The sequence below is a fragment of the Corynebacterium pelargi genome (assembly GCF_014635485.1).
Classification (GTDB): Bacteria; Actinomycetota; Actinomycetes; order Mycobacteriales; family Mycobacteriaceae; genus Corynebacterium; species Corynebacterium pelargi.
This window is the reverse complement of record NZ_BMCX01000001.1, coordinates 74,083-93,616: the sequence shown is the minus strand read 5'-3', so window position 1 is coordinate 93,616 and position 19,534 is coordinate 74,083. Positions and strand designations below refer to the sequence as shown.

At 58.2% G+C, this 19,534-nt stretch carries 17 protein-coding genes; 14 read left to right on the top strand and 3 right to left on the bottom strand.

Going from position 1 to position 19,534, the window contains the following annotated elements:
• Window positions 1–5: 5 nt before the first annotated feature.
• From IEU99_RS00420 to IEU99_RS00355, 14 genes are all read left to right on the top strand, one after another.
• Window positions 6–1,277: a M18 family aminopeptidase gene (locus IEU99_RS00420; RefSeq protein WP_128889844.1), complete on the top strand. Its 1,272-nt coding sequence runs from the start codon at window positions 6–8 to the stop codon at window positions 1,275–1,277.
• Between the two features lie 6 nt (window positions 1,278–1,283).
• Window positions 1,284–2,120 carry a tRNA (adenine-N1)-methyltransferase gene (locus IEU99_RS00415; RefSeq protein ID WP_128889845.1) on the top strand — a complete coding sequence of 279 codons (837 nt, stop codon included), beginning with the start codon at window positions 1,284–1,286 and terminating at the stop codon, window positions 2,118–2,120.
• 52 nt (window positions 2,121–2,172) lie between these two features.
• Window positions 2,173–3,759 (top strand): proteasome ATPase, encoded by a 1,587-nt coding sequence (arc, locus tag IEU99_RS00410; RefSeq protein ID WP_188358266.1) that lies wholly within the window; start codon window positions 2,173–2,175, stop codon window positions 3,757–3,759.
• Window positions 3,752–5,275 carry a depupylase/deamidase Dop gene (gene dop, locus IEU99_RS00405; RefSeq protein WP_128889846.1) on the top strand — a complete coding sequence of 508 codons (1,524 nt, stop codon included), beginning with the start codon at window positions 3,752–3,754 and terminating at the stop codon, window positions 5,273–5,275. The genes arc and dop overlap by 8 nt, the downstream gene beginning before the upstream one ends.
• Before the next feature lie 25 nt (window positions 5,276–5,300).
• Entirely contained in the window at window positions 5,301–5,486 is a 186-nt protein-coding gene (locus tag IEU99_RS00400) for a ubiquitin-like protein Pup (protein ID WP_128889847.1), read from the top strand.
• Between the two features lie 3 nt (window positions 5,487–5,489).
• The gene (pafA, locus tag IEU99_RS00395; protein WP_128889848.1) at window positions 5,490–6,920 is read left to right on the top strand and encodes a Pup--protein ligase; all 1,431 of its coding nucleotides are present in this window, start codon (window positions 5,490–5,492) and stop codon (window positions 6,918–6,920) included.
• A complete protein-coding gene (locus IEU99_RS00390) occupies window positions 6,901–7,890 on the top strand; it encodes a helix-turn-helix transcriptional regulator (protein WP_164931156.1) in 990 nt (329 codons plus the stop codon). Before pafA ends, IEU99_RS00390 begins: the two co-directional genes overlap by 20 nt.
• Window positions 7,887–8,861: a WYL domain-containing transcriptional regulator gene (locus IEU99_RS00385; RefSeq protein ID WP_128889850.1), complete on the top strand. Its 975-nt coding sequence runs from the start codon at window positions 7,887–7,889 to the stop codon at window positions 8,859–8,861. The genes IEU99_RS00390 and IEU99_RS00385 overlap by 4 nt, the downstream gene beginning before the upstream one ends.
• A 66-nt stretch (window positions 8,862–8,927) precedes the next feature.
• Window positions 8,928–9,200, top strand: a complete 273-nt coding sequence (gene tatA, locus IEU99_RS00380) for a Sec-independent protein translocase subunit TatA (RefSeq protein WP_123960231.1) — start codon at window positions 8,928–8,930, stop codon at window positions 9,198–9,200.
• Window positions 9,201–9,315: 115 nt separating this feature from the next.
• Entirely contained in the window at window positions 9,316–10,422 is a 1,107-nt protein-coding gene (gene tatC, locus IEU99_RS00375) for a twin-arginine translocase subunit TatC (protein ID WP_128889851.1), read from the top strand.
• A 36-nt stretch (window positions 10,423–10,458) separates the two neighbouring features.
• Window positions 10,459–13,206 (top strand): DEAD/DEAH box helicase, encoded by a 2,748-nt coding sequence (locus IEU99_RS00370; RefSeq protein ID WP_128889852.1) that lies wholly within the window; start codon window positions 10,459–10,461, stop codon window positions 13,204–13,206.
• Between the two features lie 23 nt (window positions 13,207–13,229).
• Window positions 13,230–14,519, top strand: coding sequence for a precorrin-6y C5,15-methyltransferase (decarboxylating) subunit CbiE (cbiE, locus tag IEU99_RS00365; protein WP_229718325.1), 1,290 nt, complete (start codon window positions 13,230–13,232; stop codon window positions 14,517–14,519).
• Window positions 14,519–15,292 carry a precorrin-4 C(11)-methyltransferase gene (cobM, locus tag IEU99_RS00360; RefSeq protein ID WP_128889853.1) on the top strand — a complete coding sequence of 258 codons (774 nt, stop codon included), beginning with the start codon at window positions 14,519–14,521 and terminating at the stop codon, window positions 15,290–15,292. The genes cbiE and cobM overlap by 1 nt, the downstream gene beginning before the upstream one ends.
• Window positions 15,280–16,011, top strand: a complete 732-nt coding sequence (locus IEU99_RS00355; RefSeq protein WP_128889854.1) for a cobalt-precorrin-6A reductase — start codon at window positions 15,280–15,282, stop codon at window positions 16,009–16,011. Before cobM ends, IEU99_RS00355 begins: the two co-directional genes overlap by 13 nt.
• Here the strand turns inward: IEU99_RS00355 and cobJ are convergent.
• The 3 genes from cobJ to IEU99_RS00340 are packed head-to-tail and all read right to left on the bottom strand — an operon-like array spanning window position 16,008 to window position 19,311.
• Window positions 16,008–17,492, bottom strand: coding sequence for a precorrin-3B C(17)-methyltransferase (gene cobJ, locus IEU99_RS00350; protein WP_128889855.1), 1,485 nt, complete (start codon window positions 17,490–17,492; stop codon window positions 16,008–16,010). The genes IEU99_RS00355 and cobJ overlap by 4 nt on opposite strands.
• A complete protein-coding gene (locus IEU99_RS00345) occupies window positions 17,489–18,139 on the bottom strand; it encodes a precorrin-8X methylmutase (RefSeq protein WP_128890822.1) in 651 nt (216 codons plus the stop codon). The genes cobJ and IEU99_RS00345 overlap by 4 nt, the downstream gene beginning before the upstream one ends.
• Window positions 18,140–18,150: 11 nt before the next feature.
• Window positions 18,151–19,311: a ferredoxin-like domain-containing protein gene (locus tag IEU99_RS00340; RefSeq protein WP_128889856.1), complete on the bottom strand. Its 1,161-nt coding sequence runs from the start codon at window positions 19,309–19,311 to the stop codon at window positions 18,151–18,153.
• Between the last annotated feature and the right edge of the window lie 223 nt (window positions 19,312–19,534).

Below are 19,534 nucleotides of genomic sequence, written 5' to 3'. Positions count from 1 at the left end.
AGACCATGACTGCACAAGCACAGGCATATGCTGATCGATTCTTAGACCTTGTTCAATCCTCGCCGAGTTCCTACCACGCGGTCGCAACCGGCATTGATTTGTTAGAAGCCGCAGGCTTCCAGGCTCAGGAGCAACAACAGCAATGGCAATCGAAGCCTGGTCGCTATTTTCTTCGCCGTGGTGGCGCACTCATTGCCTGGGTGGTGCCCGAAAACGCCGGGCCGACCACGCCTTTTCGCATCCTCGGCTCCCACACCGACTCACCAGGGTTAAAGCTCAAAATCAATGGCGATCTTCAATCAGCAGGCTGGCAACAAGCCGCAGTAGAAATCTACGGCGGCCCGATCCTCGCTTCGTGGTTCGATCGTGATTTGTGCCTTGCCGGAAGGATCGTGCTGCGCGATGGCAGCACCAAGCTTGTGCGCACAGATCCGCTTTTGCGAGTACCACACCTTGCCATCCACCTTGACCCTGAGGCCAATAAAGAGCTCAAACTTGACCGACAGCGCCACATGCAGCCGGTGTTTTCCGTGGGCCAAACTGACCACAGCATCCTCGCAGAGCTCGCCCAGGCTGCCGGTGTCGAGGAGGAGCAGATTTTAAGCCATGATCTGATCACCTGCGATACTCAGCCTCCGCAGCGCATCGGCGCTGACGGCAATTTGATCGCTTCAGGCAGGCTCGATAACTTAGCCAGCTTCTTTCCTAACCTCGATGCGCTCATTGCGGCGGCTGATCAGCCTGGCGATGCCATCATGGTCGCTGCCGCCTTCGATCACGAAGAAGTCGGTTCCCAGACCACCACCGGTGCAGCAGGGCCATTGCTCGGAGAGATCTTAGAGCGCATCCTTTTTGGCCTTGGGGCAGACTTTGAGCAACAGCGACGCTCCTTTGCCGCGTCGAGCTGCGTATCGGCCGATGTTGCCCACGCGATTCATCCGAACTATTCGGACAAACACGACAAAGTGAATTTCCCAGCCATGGGCGAAGGCCCCGTGATTAAAAGCAATGCGTTGCAGCGCTACGCCACCGATGCGCAAACACAGGCCTTGTGGTTGCACGCATCTGAGAAGGCCAAGGTGGCATCGCAGGTGTACGTGGGCAAAAACAGCGTCCCTTGTGGTCAGACCATCGGGCCGATCACGGCAACGCGCCTGGGCATCGACACCGTGGATGTCGGTATTCCGATCCTGTCCATGCACTCTGCCAGGGAGCTTGCACATTGCCAGGATTTACTGGCGTTTTCGCAGGTAGCTCAAGCCTATCTGGTAGGTTAATCGCTCATGGCTTATTCAGGACCTTTCCAACCCGGCGACCGCGTTCAGCTCACCGACCCAAAGCGCAGGCATGCCACCATCACCCTGCGTGAAGGCGAGCAATACTTCACCCACAAGGGCGCGATCCGTCACGACGACATCATCGGCCAAGAAGAAGGCACCGTGGTGAAGTCGGAACAAGGCTACGAGTACCTCTGCTTCCGCCACCTCCTGGTTGATCACGTGCTTTCCATGCCACGCGGCGCCGCGGTGATCTACCCGAAAGACTCGGCACAGATCCTGGTTGAAGGCGATATTTTCCCCGGTGCACGCGTGCTTGAAGCAGGCGCAGGTTCCGGTGCGCTTTCGATGATGCTGCTGCGCGCTGTCGGTGGTGAAGGCGAGGTGTTCTCCTACGAAATCCGTGAAGACCACCTGGAATTCGCAGAGAAGAACGTCGAATGGTACTTCGAGGGCAAGCCGGAAAACTGGCACCCAAGGCTAGGCGACGTGAATGAAGTAACCAGGGGAGACCTTGGTGGGCCTGTGGACAGGATCATCCTGGACATGCTCGCGCCTTGGGAATGCCTCGATACTGCATCGAAGCTCTTGCAGCCCGGTGGTGTGCTCATGACCTACGTCGCCACCGTTCCTCAGCTTATGAAGGTGATGGAAGGCATCCGGGAGCTGCAGTGCTTTACCGAGCCTCGCGCCTGGGAATCGCTTGTTCGCGATTGGCGAGTCGAAGGCCTTGCCACCCGCCCTGAGCACCGTATGAATGCTCACACCGCCTTCTTAGTGTGGGCGCGCAGGCTTGCCGACGGCGTGACGCCACCAAGGCCACAGCGCAAGGCTCGCCGCTAGCACACCGAACCTTAAACAGTGTTCAAGTTAGGCATACATTAGAGTAATTCGCATGGTACATTCCGCGGCAGAGGCAACAGGCGTTCAAGAGCTCAAGTCCGAACTGGCACGAGCAAGCATGGCGCGGGCACGACTGTCTGAGCGCAATTCCAAACTCGCAGAGTTGCTCAAGGCCACCCGCGATAAACTCCAGTTGCTCCAGCAGCAGCTAGAAGAACTCGCCGAGCCGCCGTCAACCTACGGCATCCTTTTAGAGTGGCATAGCCGCGCCGGGACTGCCGAGGTATTTACCGCTAATCGACGCATGCGCCTGCGGGTATCACCGCAGGTGGAAGGCGCGCAGCTCATCCCCGGTGTGCAGGTGCGCCTCGGAGAGGCAAGCCAAGTCGTCGAGGTCTGTGGCTTTGTCCACACCGGCGAATTGGCCACGCTGGTAGAAGACTTGGGCGATCGGCGCGTGCTGGTTGCCGACCACAATGGCGAAGAGCACGTCGTAGCGCTGGCAGGCCCGCTGGGAAGCCAGGGCACTCGTCGGCCTCGCGCGGGCGATACGCTCTTGGTGGATTTACGCGCCGGTTTTTGTTTCGAGGTGATTCCAAAAACTGAGGTAGCCAAGCTTGCGCTTGAAGAGATTCCAGACGTTACCTATCAGCACATCGGCGGCCTGGATACTCAAATTGAGCAGATCCAAGACGCTGTCGAGCTGCCCTTTAGCCACCCCGAGCTCTACCGGCAGTACTCCCTGCGCCCACCAAAAGGCGTGTTGCTCTATGGCCCTCCCGGCTGTGGCAAGACCCTGATTGCCAAAGCCGTTGCACATTCGCTTTCTCAGCGCATTGGCGGCTCCGGCGCTAGTTACTTCATCAACGTCAAAGGCCCGGAACTGCTGAATAAATTCGTGGGCGAAACGGAACGCCGGATTCGTTTGATCTTCGAACGTGCCAGGGAATTGGCCGAAGAAGGCCGCCCCGTCATCGTGTTCTTTGATGAGATGGAGTCGATCTTTAGAACCCGTGGCAGTGGTGTCAGCTCCGATATGGAAACAACGGTCGTGCCCCAGCTTCTGGCGGAACTCGACGGTGTAGAAAGCCTGAGCAACGTCATCGTCGTCGGCGCAACCAACCGCGAGGAGCTCATTGATCCCGCCATCTTGCGTCCCGGTCGCCTCGACGTCAAGATCCGCGTGGAGCGCCCCGATCAAGCCGCAGCGCGCGATATTTTTAGCAAGCACCTCGATCCAAGCATTCCGCTGGATGGCGAATACGCCGATAACCTCGAAGGTTTAATCGAAGCCGTGGCAGCCTACCTCTTTGCCGATAACCCCTTCGTGCGTTTGCGTTTCGACGATGGACGCTGCCAGGTGTTGCACTACCGAGACTTTGCCTCGGGCGCGATGATTGCCAATATCGTCGACCGCGCGAAGAAATCTGCCATCAAAGCTCAGATCCGAGGAGGCAAGTGCGGCATTAGCTTTGAGCACCTCCGCGATGCCGTCGATGCTGAAAACCGCGAAAATGAAGACTTGCCCAATACCGCCAATCCAGAGCAGTGGGGCAGGTTGCTGACCAAGGGCATGACCAGAGGCCGCAGGATCATTGCGGTGGATGTGCTCGCAGGAAAGGATCATTGCTATGGCTGATCGTGCTCGAGTCATCGGTGCCGAAACCGAATACGGCATTGTCACCCCAACGCAGCCTGCATTGAGCCCCATCGTCAGTTCCACTCACGCCGTGGTGGCCTATGCCTTGGCCCATAACCGATCCCAGGTGGCTCCGCGTTGGGATTTTTCTGAGGAATCCCCGCTGCGGGACTCTCGTGGTTTCGATTTGCGGCGCTACCACACGGTGCCGAGCATCGATCCTCATGCCATTGGCGTGGCCAATGCCATGTTGGGTAATGGTGGTCGCTTCTACGTCGACCACGCGCACCCAGAATATTCGGCTCCAGAGGTGACCTCCGCTGTAGACGCAGCGCGCTACGATGCCGCCGGAGATCTCTTCCTGCTTCGAGCAGCGGCACTGCTCAAAGAGTATGAGGCTACGGGCAAGTCAGTGCTGAAAGGGCATGATCCCTGCGGTGAGGTGAAGTTCTACAAGAACAACGTCGATGGCAAGGGCGCAAGTTATGGAGCCCACGAGAACTACTCCTATCACCGCGGCACGCCTTTTGATCAGCTCGCGGCTTCCTTGATTCCGTTCTTCGTTGCACGCCAGGTCTTTATTGGTGCAGGGCGCGTGGGGAAAGGCCCTCGGGGGGAGCGACCGGGCTTCCAGATCTCGCAGCGCGCTGATTATATTGAGCAGGAAATTTCGCTTGAAACCACGATGAACCGCGGGATTATCAATACCCGCGATGAATCGCACACCACCGAGGACTTCGCTCGCCTGCACGTCATTATTGGCGATGCCAATATGTCGCACACTTCAATGCTGTTGAAGTACGGCATGACCTCTTTGGTGCTCGATGCGATTGAACAAGGCGTGGACTTTAGCGATCTGAGCATCAAGAATCCCGTCGGCGAGGTCACGGGTGTTTCTTATGACCCGACCCTGCAACACCGCCTCACCTTGTCCGATGGCACGCAGAAGACCGCGCTAGAGATCCTCGATGTCTATCGCCAGCGCGTGGAGGCTCACAATGAGGACGAGCAGCGCGTGCTTGATACGTGGGATCAGGTACGCGAGGCGCTCGAAGAGGGACCATTAGCCGCCGCACACCTACTTGATTGGTGTGCCAAGTATGCCTTGGTGCGCAACTATATGGCGCGTGGTGTTGCTGAAGACGACCCGAAATTGGCGCTGATTGACTTGCAGTACTGCGATATTGACCCGGCGAAGTCGCTGTACCACGCCTTGGTGCGCAACAAGCGGATGCGCACGCTGTTTAGTGATGAACAGTTGCAGCAGGCCGCAGCTCAACCGCCTCGAAGCACTCGAGCGTGGATGCGCGGTCATGCTGTGTCACATCTTGATGTTCAAGCAGCGTCGTGGGAGCGACTCACCATTGGCAATACCACCGTGCGTATCGCCTCGCTGTTGCACCCGAATGCCCAAGACTGCCAGGGGATTGATTTTCAGGCCCAACCCGATGCGGAGGCATTGCTTGGCGTAGAAGGTGTTGAAGCCATTGAGCCTTCGGGCGAGGGACTACACTAAAGCGAGCGAAGAAAGGAAGTAAAATATGGGCGGATCGCAGGTATATTCCTCCGGCGGGGGCAAGGGTGAAGAGCCTTCGCTTGAGGCGCAGGCAGGCCAGGTGCAGATCAACACCGAGGGGGTTGATGATCTGCTCGATGAAATTGATGGGCTGTTAGAAAACAATGCCGAGGAGTTTGTTCGCTCCTATGTGCAAAAAGGTGGGCAATAAGCAATGAGCCAGCAGGTATTCGCTCGGCGCGTCACTGGCGTAGAAACCGAATACGGCATCACCTGCGTGCACGATGGTGGGGAAAAATGCCTCCCCGCCGAAGAAATTGCGCGCTATATGTTCAGGCCGGTAGTGGATAAGTGGTCGAGTTCCAATGTGTTTCTAGAAAACGGTGCTCGCCTCTATCTGGACGTGGGAAGCCACCCTGAGGTCGCTACCGCCGAATGCGATACCCTTGCTGGACTTATCGCCCAGGAGCGTGCGGGGGACAGGATCGTCGATGATCTCGCACGGCAGGCTGAAGCCAAACTCGCCAAAGAGTCCATCGGCGGCAGAGTGTATCTGCTGAAAAATAATCTCGACTCCTTCGGCAACTCCTATGGCTGCCATGAAAACTATCTCGTTGGGCGCTCCGCCGTACTCAAAACCCTCGGCCAACAATTGCTGCCGTTTCTGATTACCCGTCAGCTCATCTGCGGTGCTGGCAGCATCCAAGACGGACGCTTCCAGATTTCTCAGCGTGCGGATCACGTGTGGGAGGGTGTTTCCAGCGCTACCACGCGTTCGCGTCCGATCATTAACACTCGCGATGAACCGCATGCGGATTCTCATCGTTTCCGCCGGCTGCATGTGATTGTGGGCGACTCCAATATGTCGGAGACCTCCATGGCGCTGAAGGTGGGTGCAACCCACCTCGTGTTAGAGATGATTGAGGCCGGTATTGCCTTGCCAGTGGATGCCTTAGCCCAGGAGATGCAGGCGATCCGCGATATCAGCCGCGATACCACCGGCAGGGTAGAGGTGGCGTTGGCCGATGGCTCCACGCTGAGCGCCCTAGAAATTCAACGTCGCTATTGCCGTGCTGCTCAGCAGTGGCTTGAACAACGCCCCGATCAGGGCACTCCCACCGAAGAGATGCGCAAGGTCGTTGCGCTGTGGACGAAGGTGCTCGATGCGATTGAGGCTGGCGATCTCGATGCGATCAGCACCGAGGTGGATTGGGCCATCAAGTTGAAGTTGTTGCGGCAATTCCAGCAGCGCCTAGGGCTCGAGCAAGAAGATTTCAACCATCCGAAGCTGCAGCAGATCGACCTCGCCTATCACGATATTCGCCCTGGCCGCGGCCTCTTTCTTACCCTGGAAGCTAAGGGCACGCTCGCGCGGTGGATCGACGATGCAGCCATCGAGCGCGCAATGAACAACGCTCCGACTACCACCCGCGCCGCACTCCGAGGGGCCTTCTTGAGCCAGGCGCAGCGCCTCGACGCCCCCGTGGCATGCGATTGGGTACGGCTGAAGGTGCTCAGGCCAGAGCCACAGATCGTTGAGTTATCCGATCCTTTGCAAGCACACAGCGATCAGGTAACTAACCTGCTGGAATACATGCGCACCCATCATGGGCAGAAGGCCGAAGATGGCAGCGAAACACTCTAGCGCCAAAACGAAAAACCAGGCGGTGGCCGAGCGCGTACTGAACTTATTGGCCACCTTGGATCATCACGCCAAGCGCCACGGCGGGCCGGTGGATTCCACCTGGTTGATCGAGCGGCTGCCGGTGTATCAGCAACAACAAGATCCTGCGCGCAGGCTGTACTTGGATGTGTTGCTGCTGATCAAAGCCGGCGCCCCGATTGAGGTGTTGAGTGAATCTGGCAAAGCGCATCAATACCGGCTCAACGATGCAAATGTTCACCGCGAGGCCATCGCCTTTAGCCGTGAAGAAGCCCAGGTGGTAGCACTTGCCGCCAAGCTTGGCACCGGTACTCATATCGCTGCGTTATCGCGAGCCGGCTGGACCAAGATTGCCGCCTCCCAGGAGCATTTGACCCAAGCAAGTCCCTTGCAGGCCTTTGGCGACGATGCCGCCATTAGTGGCGAGGATTATGAGCGGATCTTGCAGGCATTTAGCAAAGATAGCGCGTTGAGTTTTCTCTACCGGCGCAACCCCAACGACCCTGCCGTTGAAAGAACTTTGGAGCCGTGGCACATCATCGCGGTGAAAGATCGCCACTATTTGGTGGGCTTTGATCTTGATAGGCAGGCTCCCAGAAGTTTCCGCATGACGCGGATAAGCCAGGTGCGTCGAAAAGCTGAAAGCAGAACACACCCGGTGCCAAGCAGGCAGGAAGCTGCCGAAATCGTGCAAAGCCTCCTTCGCCAGCAACGAAGCACCACCACCGTGCGGTTTCGCTCCAGCACCAGCAATCCTCTAAGCGAGAAGGCCCTGCGCGAGCATGGAATGTTCAAGCTTGTCGACGCCGACCGTGATGAACTCATCCGCCAAGCCGCGGCACTCTCGCCCGAAGTGGTCATCGTTGAGCCAGAAGACGTGCGCCAAGAAGTAATCGAGCTGTTAAGAAGTGCCTACCAGCATCACAATCAACAGCAAGGGGGAAAGCCATGACCTCGGCGCAATCAACGCATCGCTCGGGCAAGTTGGCGGACCTGGTGCGCGTGCTCAACCTGGTGCAGTACTGGCAACAACACCCTGGGGTGGCGCTAAGCACGGCGGCTGCTGATCTAGGCGTAGATATAGCCCAGCTCAAAGAGGATAGCTATCTGCTTACCACCTGCGGGTTTGGCCAATACCCGGATGAGCTTTTTGATCTGAAGGTGGAAAACCGTGGGGTAGAGGTGATTAATGATCTCGGCCTCGATACCCCCTTGAGGCTTACCTCCTTAGAAGCCGGATCGCTGTTGCTGGCCATGCAGACCCTGCAGCAGATGCCCGGCATGGCTCCAAGTGAGGTGGTGCAGTCGGTATCAGAAAAGCTGCGGCGCTATCTGGGGAATACCGATGCAGGCTTTGATATCTCTGCCTTAGATCAGCCACTGGAACGCAATGAGGTGCTGGCTGCGATTAATCAGGCGCTTGAGCAAAAACGCCAGCTTCGGTTCCAGTATCAAAACTCCATCGGTGAAACCAGGCAGCATCAGGTGAGCGTGGCTGCGGTGCTGAGTGCCAAGGGCGCCACCTATATCAAGGCCTATGTGGCAGATCTGGGCACGCACCGGACCTTTCGCACCGATAGGATGCAGCACGTTGAGCTCAGCGATGCCAAAGCCACCCCGCATCTCAGCTTGGAAAGCGCGCGTTTTTCACCCGAGGATCCCTTCGGGTTGCAGGCAGTACAACAGCGCGCCGAGTTGAGTGTGTTGCCGGAGGCTGCGTGGATTTTAGACCAGATTGAAACGATCGATGTGGCCTATGAAGAGCTCATTCACATCACCGTGCCGGTGGCTTCGGCGGAGTGGTTGGAGCGTTTCGTGTTGAGTAATGCCGACCGGGCGTGGGTTGATTCACCGACACAGCTTTGCCAATCGCTTGCCCAACGCGCGCTTGATGGGCTCAACGCGTATGATGAACAACCATAAACGCGCCAAAAAAGGTGCGTTGTAGCAACAACGTCGATCTGCACTCAAGGCAGAAAGGAAGCCGGCATGTCAATCGGCCCCATGGAAATTGCGATTATCGTCTTGCTCTTTGTGCTCCTCTTCGGCGCGAAGAAGCTGCCTGATGCAGCACGTTCGATTGGTCGCTCGGCCCGCATCTTCAAATCGGAGATGAAGGAAATGAGCAACGACGACGAGCGTTATGAGGCTCAACAGCGCCAAATCGATGCCCCGGCCCCCAGCCAGCAGCAGCCCCAGGTGCAGCCTCCTCAGGCTCAACAGGTGCAACAGCCCCAGAATCAGCACCCATACCAGCAATAAGAATCACCGCAGCGCCTATGTAGCAAAAATGGCTACGTAGTGCGCTCTTGGGCTGCCCGGCATCTGCACCAGGGATGTCGGGGAGCTTTTTGCAACAGCAAAGCGAAAAGAGACGATGAGCACCGGCGAAGGTTTCGAGGCACCGCGCACAAGGCTAAAAGTGGGCAAGCGCAAGGCAAAGCGCAACCCCCAGGCCGATATGTCTTTGGTGGAGCACCTCCAAGAACTCCGCACCCGCGTGGTGCGTGCTTTAATCGCCATCGCCTTCGGCACCGTGCTCGGCTTTATCTGGTATCAACAATCCTTCGGCCCCATCCCATCGCTTGGCGATATTCTGCGCGGCCCCTATTGTTCTTTGCCGGATTATTATCGCGCTGACCTTTCCAACGATGGCGAATGTCGCCTGATCGCCACTGCTCCTTTTGAGATGTTCATGCTGCGTCTTAAAGTGGGCGCGCTCGCCGGCATCGTCTTTTCCTCACCGGTATGGCTCTGGCAGATCTGGGGATTCGTCGCACCCGGCATGCTCAAAAACGAGCGCCGCATCAGCATGATCTTCTTAAGCATCGCCGTGGCCCTGTTTGTGCTCGGCACCGTAATTGCCTACTGGGTCATCGCCATCGGCCTGGAAGTCCTGCTGAGCATGGGCCGCGATGTGCAGATCACCGCGCTTTCCGGTGCGCTGTACTTTAAGTTCCTGCTGAACTCGCTGGTGATCTTTGGCATCAGCTTCGAGGTGCCGCTCTTTGTGGTGGCATTAAACATGGTGGGTGTGTTGCACTACGAGGCCGTGAAGGGCAAGCGGCGCTTTATTATGATGGCGCTGTTTGTGCTGGCCGCCATCGTCACTCCAGGCCAGGACATGGTGGGTATGACGGTGCTTGGTGGTGCGCTCTCACTGCTAGTGGAGCTTTCCTTCCAGTTCATGCGCTTTAACGACAAGCGCCGGAAGATCCATCGCCCCGAGTGGATGGATGTTGCCGATGATGAATCCACCCCGCTTGATGCCGATTCCGGCTACGTTGGCCCATCCGGCAGCGTTGGTGCCTCAGGCCCGATCGGCCCATCTGGTCCGGTTACGTCCTCCGGCAGCATCTATGGATCTGGTTCCGTGCAAAGCTCTGGGCCCATCGCAGCACCAAGTAGCATCGCAAAGCCCAGTAGTACCAGCGGTGGCGCTTCAAGCCTGCAGGATCGAAGCGATTTCGACGACGTGATCTAACTTCTTCTGCCAACACCTTGTAGCCTAAAGGGCATCATGGCTACACACCTCGAGCAATTCCAAGCCCGCCAGTCTTTCCCCCTTGATCCTTTTCAATTTCGCGCCTGTGAGGCAATCGAAGATGATCGAGGGGTCTTAGTCTGTGCGCCCACCGGTGCAGGTAAAACCATCGTGGGCGAATTCGCCGTCTACCTCGCCCTTGCTCGAGGTACCAAGTGCTTTTACACCACCCCGATTAAGGCTTTAAGTAACCAGAAATTCCATGACTTAGTAGAGGTCCACGGCGAGGAAAACGTGGGCCTACTTACCGGTGATGTCTCGATCAACCACGATGCCGATGTGGTGGTGATGACCACCGAGGTGCTTCGCAACATGCTCTATGCGCAATCAAGCACCCTTGATCGCCTGAGCCACGTGGTGATGGACGAGATCCACTTCCTTGCAGATCGCTCCCGTGGCGCGGTGTGGGAAGAAGCAATCCTGAACCTCGACGAGCATGTTCGAGTGATCGGTCTTTCTGCCACCGTGAGTAACTCAGAGGAGTTCGGGCGTTGGTTAAATACCGTTCGCGGTGACACTGAAGTGATCGTGGATGAGCATCGACCCATTCCTTTGCGGCAGTGGATGATGGTGGGCAAACGCGTGCACCCACTGTTTGAAGAAGGCACTCCTTCCGATGTGAATGAGCGTTTGGTTTCGCATATCCAGCGCATTGAAGGCGATGATCTCAAACGCGCATCCAGCGGCGGATTCCGTGCCCGCAGCGGCGCAAAAGCCCAGCACTCCTCACGCAGTGGTGCCCCAAGGCGCCAGGATCGTTATCGCCCGCTTGGGCGGCCAGAGGTGCTGGACATTTTGCAGGAGCAGGACATGCTGCCTGCCATTACCTTCATTTTCTCCCGCGCAGGCTGCGATGCGGCGCTGCATCAGTGTCTGCGTTCTCACCTGGTGCTCACCACCGATGAAGAAGCCAAGCTCATTGGAGAGATCGTGGATGAAGGCGTCGCCGAGATCCCCGAGGCTGATTTGAAGGTGCTTGGCTTCCGCCAATGGAAAGCGGCACTACAGCGCGGATTTGCGGCGCACCATGCCGGGATGTTGCCGGCGTTTCGCCATGTGGTGGAGGCTTTGTTCGTCCAAGGCCTCGTGCGAGCGGTATTCGCCACCGAAACCTTGGCGCTTGGTATTAATATGCCTGCGCGCACCGTCGTGCTTGAAAAGCTGGTGAAATACGATGGCGAAGGGCATGTTGATCTCACCCCTGGCCAGTACACGCAATTAACCGGGCGAGCCGGTAGGCGTGGCATCGATACGATCGGCAATGCTGTGGTGTTGTGGTCGCCTGCGATGGATCCGCACCAAGTAGCTGGTTTAGCTTCCACGCGCACCTATCCTCTGAACTCCACCTTTGCCCCCGGCTACAACATGTCGGTGAACCTTTTAAAGTCCATCGGTTTTGATGCGGCACACCGATTGATCGATATGTCCTTTGCCCAATTCCAGGCCGATGGTTCCGTGGTGGGGGAGGTGCGCGCTTTAGAGCAGGCCAAGCAGCGTCAGGCTCAAGGTCGCGAGAAGTTGCTGGCGCTGGTAGAGCGTCTTTCGCCACCGAGCGAGCAGCCCTTGGAGGAATTAGTCGAGTACGTCGAAATCCGCCAGCGCTTAAGTGCTGAGGAAAAGCGTGCTCACCGCCAGGCCAAAGAGGATCGCACCCTTGAGGTACGCAAGGTGCTTGCATCAGTACAGCTTGGCGACGTCCTCGCCTTACCCGCCAAACGTCGCCCACCACTTGCCGTTGTGGTGCAACCGGCCAAGAGCCAAAAGGATCCGCGCCCATTTATCGTCTTAGAAGACGGGTGGGCAGGCCGGCTTGATATCAGCCAATTCGCCGTACCACCTGTGGTGGTAGGCCAGATGCGAGTACCTCGGCCGGTGGTGGCTAAGCCAAAGAAGCACGCCCAAATGGCGGCGAAAACCTTGGCAAAGTTTGATAAGCAGCGCCCGAAGAGCCTGAAACTTACCCCCAGGCATCGCCCAAACACCGCCCAGAAGCGTTTGCGTGAGCAGATGAAGGCGCATCCAGTGCATCATTGGGCTGATCGCGAAGCCTTTGTGCGTGAAGCCGATGAGTACGCCAGTGCCACGAAGAAGATTGAGGCCTTAAACAGCGCTATTGCCGGCGCCACCGATAGCTTGGGCCAGCAATTCGATCGCATCTTAGGGCTGTTGACGTATCTGGATTATGTCGAGCTTGAGCAAGGCGAACCCCAGGTAAGCGATGAGGGCGAACGTCTAGCCAAGATCCACAGCGAATCCGATTTGCTGGTGGCCCAGTGCCTCAAGCGCGGGATCTGGAATGAGCTCGATCCAGCGGAACTCGCCGGTGTGGTGAGCATGTGCACCTTTGAAACGCGCAGGGAAACCCGGGGAGAACCAGAGGCTGCCACCGAGCCAATGGCTCTGGCCATGAATAACACCGTGCGCTTGTGGGAAGAACTCAGTGTGGATGAGCGAGCCCATAAGCTGCCCATTTCCAAAGAGCCCGACCCCGGTTTTGCTTTGGCGATGCACCAATGGACCTCGGGTGCTCCTTTGGGCTATTGCATCCAGGCAGCGGCAGCCTCGGGTGCCGAGCTTTCTCCTGGTGATTTTGTGCGCCAGTCCCGCCAAGTGATCGACCTGCTTGAGCAAGTACGAAAAACGGCCTACACCGCTGATGTGCAGCGGTGTGCCAGGCAGGCCATTGATGCCATTCGGCGCGGAGTGGTTGCCATTGGCGCCTAAGTCGGTGGGTAATATCGTGCACTATGAATGTGCCCCAGCCCCAGCATTCGACGCGAGAAGTCGAACACGCGATGCAGCCTATGGCGCGTGATCCTCAACAGTGCATCACCATTGTCGGGCTGCCTGCCGCAGGTTTTGCTGAACTGGGCGATAGTGCCCTTGATGCCTTGCGCCAGGCCGATGTGATTATCGGGTCGTGGCGCCAATTAAACCTGCTCGACGATTCGCACACCGCAGAAAAGCGCCCCTGGCCATCGCCGCTTCGTCCCGCCATTGTGCCGATGTTTGAACAACTCACACACAAAAAGGTGGTGGTCTTAGGGTCTGGGGATCCGATGTTCCACGGCATTGGCACCACCTTGCACCGGGAACTCCAAGGCTGGGAGATGCACGTGATTCCACATGCATCGAGTGCCTCTTTGGCCTGCGCTCGAATGGGTTGGGCAGTCGAGCACACCCCCGTGCTGAGCCTGACTACCGAGCCGCTGGAAGCTGTGCTGTTGTTTGCGCGCCAACACCGTCGCAGCCTGGTGCTTGGCCGTGATGAATCCTCGCCGTTGAAGATTTGCCAATTGCTGGCCCACCACGGCATTGAGGCTCGCATCAGTGTGCTCAGTGATCTTGGGAGCCAAGATGAGCAACACCAGCACGGCACCACGCTGATCCCTCCGAAGGTGGAAAGCTCCCTAAATGTCATCGCCATCGAGTTAGCACCGTCGATGCGGCTTGAATCCAAGGCGCCGGGCAGGCCAGATGATACGTTCCAGCACGATGGGCAGATTAGTAAACGCCATGTTCGGGCTTTGAGTGTGGCAGCCATTGCGCCGAGTGCCGGCCAAAGGCTTTGGGATGTCGGCGCAGGTTCTGGCAGCATCGGCATTGAGTGCCTGCGCTTGGAGCCAGAGTGCAGGGTTGTTGCTTTTGAAGCCAATGAGCGCCGCAGCGAGATGCTCAAAGCAAATGCAGCGGCCTTTGGTGTGAGCCATCGTCTGACATTGCTCGGTAGTGCACCGGAGAGCTTTGAGCAGGCTCCTTCACCCGATGTGGTGTTTATTGGTGGTGGTTTAACCCAAGCAGAGGTCTTTGATGCCTCCTGGCGTGCACTCAAGCCCGGCGGCAGGCTCGTGGCAAATGGTGTGACCAACGAATCGATGAGCATGCTGGTTGAACTGCAGCATCGTTATGGTGGTGAGCTGCATACGATCCAGATTGCTACCCAGCACCATATTGGCCGTTTTAGTGCCCAAAAGCCCGCGCTGCCGGTGATGCAGTGGGTGGTAGAAAAAGCAAATGTTGAAGGTGTGAATTCTTAATGACGGTGTATTTCATTGGCGCAGGCCCTGGCGCAGCAGATCTGCTTACTTTGCGTGCCCAGAAGCTCATTCAACGCTGCGAGGTGTGCCTTTATGCTGGGTCAATTGTGCCTCAAGAGGTCTTGGAAGAAGCCCCTGAGGGAGCACGGCTGATTAATACTGCGCGCATGCCCCTGGATTCCATCATGGAAGTGATCCAACAGGCTCACGCCGAGGGCAAAGACGTTGCGCGCCTGCAGTCTGGCGACCCATCCATCTATTCTGCGCTGGCAGAACAGGCCCGGCGTTTAAGTGCAGCCGGAATCGACTACGAGATCGTTCCCGGCGTGCCTGCTTTTGCTGCTGTTGCGGCAAGCCTTGGCCACGAGCTCACCGTGCCCACGGTGGGGCAGACGGTGATTTTAACGCGCATTTCCGGTCGCGCCTCGGCGATGCCTGAAGGCGAGGATTTAGCAACGCTGGCGCAAAGCCATGCCACCTTGTGTATCCACCTTGCTGCACACGATATCGAGCGTGTGGTGGAGGAACTATTGCCTGAATACGGAGCGCACTGCCCGGTAGCAGTGGTGGCCTTTGCCAGCCGCCCCGAAGAGACGATCTTGCGCGGCCAGCTCGGAGATATCGCCCAGCAGGTTCGTGATGCAGGTATTAGCCGCACCGCGGTGATTGTGGTGGGATCGGTACTAGGTGCCGAAGGCTTCCCGGATTCTTATCTCTACTCAGATGATCGCCCCCGCGATGCCGAAGGAAGGACGATTCCGTGCGTGCGTTAATTCTCGGTGGCACTAAAGAAGCCCGCGAAACTGCGAAGTTGCTGCAAGAGCGCGGTTGGCATGTCACAAGTTCTTTGGCAGGCAGGGTGGCCAATCCCGCCTTACCGGTAGGCGAAGTGCGTATCGGTGGTTTTGGCGGGCCTGCAGGCCTGGCGCGTTGGCTGATTACCTCCGGAGTCGAAGTGATCATTGATGCCACCCACCCCTATGCGGAGAAAATCAGCCTTTCGGCCTCTGAGGCAAGCAGAGCCACGGGCATCCCGTTGATTGGTTTGCACCGCAAGCCCTGGCGGGCACAGCCGAAGGATCGCTGGCGTGAGGTCGATTCGGTAGAAGATGCCGCTGCGCTCGTAGCGCGCGACTACCACCATATTTTCTTAAGCATCGGGCGCCAGCACTTGGCTCCCTTTGCCAATGATCCCCATAACCTCTACGTCATCCGGGCTGTAGATCCACCAAAGGTGGCGCTGCCACCGAGGAACCGAGTGATTCTTTCCCGCGGGCCTTTTAGCCTCGATAGCGAAAAGAAGCTCATGGTGGATAACCAAATTGATGTGGTGGTCAGCAAAAACTCCGGCGGCGAGATGACCTACGCCAAAATCGAAGCAGCCCGCATGCTGGGTATCGATGTTGTGTTGATTCGCAGACCAAGCCTTGCGCCGGTCACCGTTGAGGTGCACTCACCCCAAGCTGTGCTTGGGGTCGTCGAAAAGCTCTAGGTGTAGTACCTGGAGGTGTACACCCTGGTGCCCTGGGGTGCTTCATATTGGCGGGTGGTGGAGGCCCCGAAGATGACCATGGTGCGCATATCTACCACCTCCGGGTCGAAGTCGGCCAGGGGCACGATCCTCACCTGCTCGGCATCCGAGCCCACAGCTCTGGCCACGATCACCGGGGTAGAAGGCGCCTGGAATTCAGCCACGATCTCGGCCACCTTGGCTAGCTGCCAACGGCGCTCCTTAGAGGCGGGGTTATAGCAGGCGAAGGCCATATCGGCCCCGGCAAGGGCACGCACACGGCGCTCGACAATCTCAAAGGGCTTGAGCCGGTTGGATAAAGACACCATGCCAAAATCGTGCCCCAGGGGCGCACCCACGCGGGAAGCAACAGCCTGCGCTGCCGTCATCCCCGGAATGATCCGCACGGGAACCTCGATAAATTGGGGGTCTTCAGCTACCTCAAGCACAGCCGCGGCCATGGCAAACACGCCTGGATCGCCGGAGGAAACCACCGCAACCTTGCGGCCACGTTTGGCTAGATCCAAGGCCATCGCTGCGCGTTCGGCCTCAACCTTGTTATCGGAAAGGTGGCGGCGCTGCCCGGCGCGTTCCGGCACGCGGCGCACATAGGTGGAATAGCCCACAACGTCATCGGCTGTGCGCAATTCGGCCAGCACCTCGGGCGTGGTCCAGCGCTGGGCGCCTGGGCCTAAACCAAGCACGACTACTTCGCCTTGGGCATCGGCGTGCTGCGGCGAGGTAGCAGCCACCGCCGATGGCACCACGGCTACGGAGAAATAAGGTACGTCTTCGGCACTTGCCTCAAGCAGGGGGATGATGCGCTGATCGTCCATGGTGGCTCGCACCACTACATAGGCGCGATCGGCCACCTTCGCGTCAATCATGGCCTGGCGCACCGATTGGAATCGCCTGCCCAGTTTCATGACCACTGCTGCATCGACCAGCCTGAGGTGATTGGCCAGGGCTTCGGGCTCCATGGTTCCAGGCAGGATGGCTACGGTTTCTTTGTCTTCGCTAAGTGGCTGGCCGAGCACGTCGGCTGCGGCAGTAACGGAGGGGATACCGGGGATGATTTCTGCGGGGTAATCGGCAGCTAATGCGCGATGGAGGTGCTGGTAGGAGCTATAGAGCATTGGGTCGCCTAGGGCGAGCACTGCAACGGTGTGCCCCTCGGCGAGGTGGTTGGCCAAGGTGTTGGTGGCCTGGGCGTAGAAATCTGCCAGGGCTCCGGCATACCCACCGGGGTGGTCGGTGCTGCCGGTGGTGACAGGGTATTCGAGGACTTCCTGGATTTGATCTTCGCGGATATATTCCGAGGCGATGGCAGCCGCGGTAGAGCTGCCGCCGGGCTTGCAGTGATAGGCGATTACATCGGCTTCTTGGATGGCGCGTGCTGCTTTGATGGTGAGCAGTTCGGGATCGCCTGGGCCTACGCCAACGCCTATAAGCTTGGCGCTCATCGCAGAATCTCCTGCTCGGTAGCCAGGGCATTAATGGCGGCGCAGGTAATGGCTGAGCCTCCGCGACGGCCATGCACGGTGAGGTATTCCGTGCCCAAAGAAGCAGCGACTTCGCTTAGGGCTTGTTTCGATTCCGCTGCGCCAACGAAGCCCACCGGGATACCTAAAATAGCGGCTGGCCTGGGGCGTGAGGCATCGGCGGCGAGGTAGTTCAGCAGGTGGAACAGGGCTGTTGGAGCGTTGCCGATGGCCACCACAGCACCGTCGAGCATCGGTTCCCACAGCTCTACGGCTGCAGCACTGCGGGTGGTGCCGAGTTCTTTGGCCAGGCTCAAGGTGCGTTCGTCTTTGAGCAGGCAGTGCACCTGGTTATCGGCAGGCAGGCGCTTGCGGGTCACTCCGCTTGCCACCATATTCACGTCGCACAAGATTGGCGCACCGGCGTTGAGCGCACCGCGGGCGGCATGCACGAGGCCGTCACTGAAGTCGATATCTGCGGCCAGATCCACCTCTCCTGCGGCATGGATCATGCGAACAGCCACGGTTTGCTGTTGGGGATCGAAGCCATCGAGCTTGGATTCTTCGCGGATCATGGCAAAAGATTGGCGATAAATCTCGTTGCCATCAGTTTCATATTCAAAGCTCAAAGGTGAGCTGCTCATCGTTGGGCTACCTCGTATTCGCCGTCGCCGGTGGCAACGTATTCGGTGTGCGCGGACAGTGGGTGACCGCAGCGGCGGTCGCACCCCGAAAAGTGTACAAGCCCCTCGATTGCTTCACCGGAAGAAACCAAGGCTTTGGCATCGGCTTGGGTATTCGAAAGGGACTTCTCGCATCCCGGCAGGCCGGTGCAGGCGGTGACTTTGAGCCAGGGGGAGTTTGCATCAAAGATCAGCCCCTGCGGAGCCATCACGCGCACGACTGCTTCAGCATCGCCTTCGCTTAACCCGTGGATCACCAACGATGCCCAGGGAGTAATGGCGGTATCGGCGCCGATAATAGCGAGCATTTCGGCGGCCTTGGCGCTTAAGAAGCCGAATCTTAAGCCGGCCCCCAGCGCGACCGTATCGCCATCTTGGATCCATCCCACAGGGCGCGCAGAACCTTCGTGAATAGCCAAGCTGCGCTGGTGGGGTAGAAGATCAAACTCGCTTTGGAGCTTTTCGACGATCCGCTCTCGCACCTCAGCGTTTTCTTGGAGGCGCCAGGTGCGCTGCCTCATCTGCTGCCAGTGTTGTGCTGCCGCCACCATCAGCGGCACGACCTGCTTTGCATCGCCGATGCGCATGCCAGCGTCTTTGCCACCGAGCATGAGATCGAAACCATCCGGGGTGTGTTGGACGCCGAAGTCTGGGCGTTGGCTCAAGATGTCGCCGCTGCCGTTATCGAAACCGAAGAGCGTGCGGCCGGAAAGGCCGGCGACCACCTCATTGGAAAGCAGCGCGTTATCCAAAGCCTCGCTGAATTGCCAGAGTTGGGGGCTGAGGGGAGAGACGAGGATATTGCGGATCTTGTCGTGTGCTCGGGAGGGCAAAAAGCCTGCTGCTTCTACGCGTTCGCCGAAGGCTTGCTCGTCACCGACCCCGCGAAATTGCATGTTGCCACGGGTGGTGATGTGGACGGTGGCGTCGCCAAGCTCCTTGGAAATCGCTGCGATCTCGGCCCAATCCTGGCTGCGCACCCTGCCGCCAGGGAAACGGATGCGGCCAATCGCGCCATCGGCAGCGTGGTGCAGTGTCAAGGCTCCCGGGCACATATCGCCGCGGGTGCGATCTGGATGTGCCACTAATTGCATGGGCTCGCTAGTCATGTCTGCCATGCTAACGCTTAGGCAGGCGTGAGGTGCCACGGTGGTCGAATATGCCGAATACTGCGCTGATCAGGACGTATCTTCACGCAAGGCGCCAAAAAGGCCGGGGGTGAAAACTGACACACCTGAGGTTTCCGCTGTTCAGATCAGGGTGGTATCTAACACAATCTGCACTTCGCTATGCGCTAGGGTAGGTGCTACCGCGAAGCGATAATCAACACCGGTGCAATTC

Excerpts from the sequence above, each read along its gene's own strand:
- IEU99_RS00420 (WP_128889844.1), top strand. The coding sequence starts at position 6 with ATGACTGCACAAGCACAGGCATATGCTGATCGATTCTTAGACCTTGTT.
- IEU99_RS00415 (WP_128889845.1), top strand. The coding sequence starts at position 1,284 with ATGGCTTATTCAGGACCTTTCCAACCCGGCGACCGCGTTCAGCTCACC.
- arc (WP_188358266.1), top strand. The coding sequence starts at position 2,173 with ATGGTACATTCCGCGGCAGAGGCAACAGGCGTTCAAGAGCTCAAGTCC.
- dop (WP_128889846.1), top strand. The coding sequence starts at position 3,752 with ATGGCTGATCGTGCTCGAGTCATCGGTGCCGAAACCGAATACGGCATT.
- IEU99_RS00400 (WP_128889847.1), top strand. The coding sequence starts at position 5,301 with ATGGGCGGATCGCAGGTATATTCCTCCGGCGGGGGCAAGGGTGAAGAG.
- pafA (WP_128889848.1), top strand. The coding sequence starts at position 5,490 with ATGAGCCAGCAGGTATTCGCTCGGCGCGTCACTGGCGTAGAAACCGAA.
- IEU99_RS00390 (WP_164931156.1), top strand. The coding sequence starts at position 6,901 with ATGGCAGCGAAACACTCTAGCGCCAAAACGAAAAACCAGGCGGTGGCC.
- IEU99_RS00385 (WP_128889850.1), top strand. The coding sequence starts at position 7,887 with ATGACCTCGGCGCAATCAACGCATCGCTCGGGCAAGTTGGCGGACCTG.
- tatA (WP_123960231.1), top strand. The coding sequence starts at position 8,928 with ATGTCAATCGGCCCCATGGAAATTGCGATTATCGTCTTGCTCTTTGTG.
- tatC (WP_128889851.1), top strand. The coding sequence starts at position 9,316 with ATGAGCACCGGCGAAGGTTTCGAGGCACCGCGCACAAGGCTAAAAGTG.
- IEU99_RS00370 (WP_128889852.1), top strand. The coding sequence starts at position 10,459 with ATGGCTACACACCTCGAGCAATTCCAAGCCCGCCAGTCTTTCCCCCTT.
- cbiE (WP_229718325.1), top strand. The coding sequence starts at position 13,230 with ATGAATGTGCCCCAGCCCCAGCATTCGACGCGAGAAGTCGAACACGCG.
- cobM (WP_128889853.1), top strand. The coding sequence starts at position 14,519 with ATGACGGTGTATTTCATTGGCGCAGGCCCTGGCGCAGCAGATCTGCTT.
- cobJ (WP_128889855.1), bottom strand. The coding sequence starts at position 17,492 with ATGAGCGCCAAGCTTATAGGCGTTGGCGTAGGCCCAGGCGATCCCGAA.
- IEU99_RS00340 (WP_128889856.1), bottom strand. The coding sequence starts at position 19,311 with ATGGCAGACATGACTAGCGAGCCCATGCAATTAGTGGCACATCCAGAT.